The sequence below is a fragment of the Streptomyces sp. YS-3 genome, assembly GCF_045257485.1.
Lineage (GTDB): Bacteria > Actinomycetota > Actinomycetes > Streptomycetales > Streptomycetaceae > Streptomyces.
Genome location: NZ_JBJHPC010000643.1, coordinates 1 through 3,840, shown reverse-complemented (window position 1 = coordinate 3,840; position 3,840 = coordinate 1). Strand labels below are relative to the sequence as shown.

The 3,840-nt window shown below is 69.3% G+C and carries 5 protein-coding genes and 2 tRNA genes; all 7 read right to left on the bottom strand.

Going from position 1 to position 3,840, the window contains the following annotated elements:
- A partial coding sequence (locus tag ACJA3G_RS32445) for an MFS transporter (protein WP_406556612.1) occupies positions 1–1,395 on the bottom strand: 1,395 nt, incomplete at its 3' end.
- A gap of 120 nt (positions 1,396–1,515) precedes the next feature.
- Positions 1,516–2,082, bottom strand: a complete 567-nt coding sequence (locus ACJA3G_RS32440; protein WP_406556611.1) for a TetR/AcrR family transcriptional regulator — start codon at positions 2,080–2,082, stop codon at positions 1,516–1,518.
- A 185-nt stretch (positions 2,083–2,267) separates the two neighbouring features.
- Entirely contained in the window at positions 2,268–2,702 is a 435-nt protein-coding gene (locus ACJA3G_RS32435; RefSeq protein WP_406556610.1) for a MaoC family dehydratase, read from the bottom strand.
- Positions 2,703–2,704: 2 nt separating this feature from the next.
- Entirely contained in the window at positions 2,705–3,157 is a 453-nt protein-coding gene (locus tag ACJA3G_RS32430; protein ID WP_406556609.1) for a MaoC family dehydratase N-terminal domain-containing protein, read from the bottom strand.
- Between the two features lie 126 nt (positions 3,158–3,283).
- The gene (gene rpmG, locus ACJA3G_RS32425; protein ID WP_003956487.1) at positions 3,284–3,448 is read right to left on the bottom strand and encodes a 50S ribosomal protein L33; all 165 of its coding nucleotides are present in this window, start codon (positions 3,446–3,448) and stop codon (positions 3,284–3,286) included.
- A gap of 98 nt (positions 3,449–3,546) precedes the next feature.
- Positions 3,547–3,619 (bottom strand) — tRNA-Met (locus ACJA3G_RS32420).
- A gap of 44 nt (positions 3,620–3,663) precedes the next feature.
- Positions 3,664–3,736 (bottom strand) — tRNA-Thr (locus ACJA3G_RS32415).
- Positions 3,737–3,840 lie beyond the last annotated feature (104 nt).

Here is a 3,840-nt window from a genome sequence, read left to right as displayed (position 1 = left end):
CCCCGCACCGACCCACAGCGCCGGCTGCAGCCCGTCCACGAAGGCCGACGGCGACCCGTAGCCGCCCTGCGCCGAGAACACCGCCGCCAGGATCGCGACGCCCAGCGCCCCGCCGACCTCCCGCAGCGCGTTGTTCGCCCCGGACGCGATCCCCTGCTCGGCCGGCCGCACGCTGGACATCACCAGGTTCGCGGCCGGCGCGAAGTACAGCGCCATCCCGATCCCGCTTACCGTCATGGCCGGCAGCTGCGTCCCGTACGACACGTCCGGCGACATGATCAGCGCGAACCAGCCGAGCCCGACCGCCTGGAGCGCCAGCCCCACCGCCACCACCGGCCGTCCCCCGATCCGGTCGGAGAGGATGCCCGCGACCGGCGCGACCAGGAGCGGCATCGCGGTCCACGGCAGCATCCGCAGCCCCGCCTCGGTGGGCGAGTAGCCCAGTACGCCCTGGAGGAACTGGCTGAGCAGGAAGATCGAGCCGAACATCCCCACGTACATCAGCAGGCTGGACAGGTTGATCGCCGCGAAGGCCCGGCTCCGGAACAGCCGCATCGGCAGCAGCGGAGCCGCGCTGACGATCCCGTGCCACACAAACGCGCCCAGCAGGGCCGCGCCTCCCACCAGCCCGGTCAGTACGGTCGGGCTGCTCCAGCCGTCCAGGTTGCCGCGGATCAGGCTGTAGACGATCCCGAAGAGGCCGCCGCTGGCGAGCACCGTGCCGCGGATGTCGAGCCGCGCCCCGCTCCCGTACGACTCGGCGAGCCGCAGCCGCGCGAGCGGCAGCACGGCCACCCCGAGCGGAACGTTCAGCCAGAAGATCCACTGCCAGGAGAAGTGCTCGGTCAGCGCCCCGCCGATCAGCGGCCCGCTGGCCACGGCGAGGCCGTTGACCGCGCCCCAGATCCCGTACGCCAGCCCCCGCTTCGCCACCGGCACGGCCGCCGTGAGCAGCGTGAGCGTCAGCGGCATCATGATCGCCGCGCCGACCCCCTGGACCGCCCGCGCCGCGACCAGCCCGTCGATCCCGGGCGCCAGCGCCGCCGCGGCGGACGCCCCGGTGAAGATCGTCAGCCCGACGAGGAAGAGCCTGCGGCGCCCGAACCGGTCTCCCAGGGCCGCTCCGAACATCAGCAGGACGGCGAAGGTGAGGGTGTACGCGCTCACCGTCCACTCCAGGTCGTCCAGCGCCCCGCCCAGGTCCTCGCGGATCGACGGCAGGGCCGTGGTGACGACGAGGTTGTCGAGCGCCGCCATGAACCCGGCGATGCTGGTGATCACCAGCGCCCAGACCGCTCCCCCGCGCCGGCCGGCCGCCTCCCCCGTCTTCTGCTCGGGCCCCTCTGCGGCCCCCTGCTCGTGCTGCTGCTCGGGTATGTCCCGCTGCTCGGACATCGCTTCCCCGCTTCCCGTGTTCGGTTCCGTCGGTTAGTTATCAGTTACTAACTTTCGAGCCCATACGTGTGCACCGCCCCCCGCCAGGGGTCCACCGGACCGCCGGACAGGGAGGTGAGGCTACTTCTCCAGTCGCCCCTTGGCCCTCGCGCTGGGGTAGATCTCCTCCCACACCCGGTGCTCGGGAGGAAAACCCATCGCCACCAGCGTGTTGATCAACATCCCGTACGCCAGGAACGTCGTGGTCTCCTTGTAGCCCTCCAGCGGAACGCTCACCGCGTCCCAGAGCTCCATCCACTCGCGCCGGACGGCCTCGCCGAAGGTGTGGTCACCCGCCGCCTCGGCCGCGGCGACCGCCACGTACACCTGCATCTGCATGAGCAGCCGCTCGGGCTCCTCCGCGATGACCCTGGTGTACGCGTTCGCCATCGCGTGCACCGCCTCTTCGCCGATGAGCCCCTGCGAGGCATCGGCGAACATCCGGACGGTCTCCTCCATGCAGCGACGCGTCGCCGCGAGGAAGATGGCCGGCTTGTTCGGGAAGAGGCGGAAGAGGTACGGCTGCGAGACTCCCACGCGCTTGGCGATCGCCTCGGTGGACGTCCCGTAGTAGCCGCGGTGAGCGAACTCGCTCATCGCCGCCCGTACGACGCTCTCGCGCCGCTCCTCCGCGCTCATCCTGACCATGCATAGAAAGTTAGTGGCCCATAACTAACTTCGTCAAGCGGTACGGCGCACGGCACCCGGAAACGGCCAGCGCACGGAAACAGACGGCCCGGGAACAGACGGCGCCCGGAAACGGCGAACGGCCGCCGGGGCGCTCGCGCTCCCGACGGCCGTTCCTCCGCTCTTCCGCTCCCCCGCGGGGCGCGTCACGCCAGCGCGACCACCGCGCGCGACATCCCGAGCACCTTCTGACCGGCGCTCATCGCCGTCAGATCGACCCGGACCGTCCGCGCCTCGTCGTCCAGCTTGGCCGCGACCTTGGCGCTCACCTCGATCAGCGCGCCCGTCCCGTCGTTCGGCACGACGACCGGCTTGGTGAAGCGCACCCCGTACTCGACGACCGCCGCCGGGTCGCCCACCCAGTCGGTGACCACCCGGATCGCCGAGGCCATGGTGAACATGCCGTGCGCGATCACGTCCGGCAGCCCGACCTCCTTGGCGAACTTCTCGTTCCAGTGGATCGGGTTGAAGTCGCCCGAGGCGCCCGCGTACTGCACGAGTGTGGCGCGACTCACGGGAAAGGACTGCGCCGGCAGCTCGGTGCCGGTCTCCACGTCCTCGTAACGGATCTTGGCGCCCATCGTCACTCCCCCTCGGCCGCACGGGCCACGAGCTTGGTGAAGGCGGTCACGACGTGCTCGCCCGTCTCGTCGTGGACCTCGCCGCGGACGTCCAGGATGTCGTTGCCCGCCATGGACTTGATCGCCTCGATGGTGGAGGTGACCGTGAGCCGGTCCCCCGCCCGCACCGGGCGCGTGTACGCGAACTTCTGGTCGCCGTGCACGACCCGGCTGTAGTCCAGGCCCAGCTGCGGGTCCTGGATCACGACGCCGGCCGCCTTGAACGTGATGGCGAACACAAAGGTCGGCGGTGCGATCACATCCGGGTGCCCGAGCGCCTTGGCGGCCTCCGGGTCGAGGTACGCGGGGTTGGTGTCCCCCACGGCCTCGGCGAATTCGCGGATCTTCTCCCGGCCGACCTCGTACGGCGCGGTGGGCGGATAGGTCCGCCCCACGAAGGACTGGTCGAGCGCCATGGGCTCGCAACCTCCTGCTGAGTGGTCTGCTGTGATCTGGGCAACGCGTGCGACGGGGTACGACGAGAGGCCGCCCCCCGGAACAGGGAACGGCCTCTCGTACGAGCCTGAGTGCTAAACCCGTGATTAGCGGGTCTCGCGGTGCGCGGTGTGCGAGTTGCAGCGCGGGCAGTGCTTCTTCATCTCAAGACGGTCCGGGTTGTTACGCCGGTTCTTCTTGGTGATGTAGTTCCGCTCCTTGCACTCCACGCAGGCCAGCGTGATCTTCGGGCGGACGTCGGTGGCAGCCACGTGAGTGCTCCTTGGACGGACGGTTAGACGGATGAACGCATAAAAGAGTAGCCGATCGGGAGACCGACCCCACAATCGGCTACTGTTGCTACTTTGAGTAGCGGTGACCGGACTTGAACCGGTGACACAGCGATTATGAGCCGCTTGCTCTACCGACTGAGCTACACCGCTTTGATGATCCGGTCCCCGCTTGTGGGCGGGGACCCTCTCACCAGAGCCCCAATACGGAATCGAACCGTAGACCTTCTCCTTACCATGGAGACGCTCTACCGACTGAGCTATTGGGGCGAGCGATGAAGACATTACACGGTCGGCCGCCGATCGCCCAAATCCGTTTCGCCGGGCCGTCACGGAGCCGTCGGAGGGCCCTCGCGGGGCGGGTCCCCCGGGGG

What these genes read in the sequence shown, in the direction of transcription:
- ACJA3G_RS32440 (WP_406556611.1), bottom strand. Translation starts at nt 2,082, where the DNA reads ATGGTCAGGATGAGCGCGGAGGAGCGGCGCGAGAGCGTCGTACGGGCG.
- ACJA3G_RS32435 (WP_406556610.1), bottom strand. Translation starts at nt 2,702, where the DNA reads ATGGGCGCCAAGATCCGTTACGAGGACGTGGAGACCGGCACCGAGCTG.
- ACJA3G_RS32430 (WP_406556609.1), bottom strand. Translation starts at nt 3,157, where the DNA reads ATGGCGCTCGACCAGTCCTTCGTGGGGCGGACCTATCCGCCCACCGCG.